The sequence below is a fragment of the Caballeronia sordidicola genome (assembly GCF_000729995.1).
Classification (GTDB): Bacteria; Pseudomonadota; Gammaproteobacteria; order Burkholderiales; family Burkholderiaceae; genus Caballeronia; species Caballeronia sordidicola_A.
Genome location: NZ_JNFG01000182.1, coordinates 1 through 348, shown reverse-complemented (window position 1 = coordinate 348; position 348 = coordinate 1). Strand labels below are relative to the sequence as shown.

General features: G+C 67.8%; 1 protein-coding gene. It reads left to right on the top strand.

The features are described 5' to 3' along the window. Window positions 1–348: glutamate synthase central domain-containing protein (locus FH08_RS48840; protein WP_035568138.1), on the top strand; the 348-nt coding region annotated here is incomplete at both ends.

Below are 348 nucleotides of genomic sequence, written 5' to 3'. Positions count from 1 at the left end.
CCTGGGCGCCGAGCGCAACGTCTTCGAGGAAACCGCCGAGCACGCCGATCGCGCCATCCTGAGCAGCCCGGTGGTCTCGCCGGCCAAGTGGCGGACCATTCTCAACATGCCAAAGCCCGGCTTCGAGAATGTCAAGATCGCCCTCAACTACCCCGAGTCCATGGGCCTCGAGGCGGCGCTGCGCAACATCGTCGAGCAGGCCGAGGAGGCCGTGCGCGCCGGCAAGGTATTGCTGGTGCTGACCGACCGCCACATCGAGCCGGGCAAGCTGCCGGTGCATGCGGTGCTGGCCACCGGCGCCGTGCACCACCACCTGGTCAACCTGGGCCTGCGCACCAGCAGCAACAT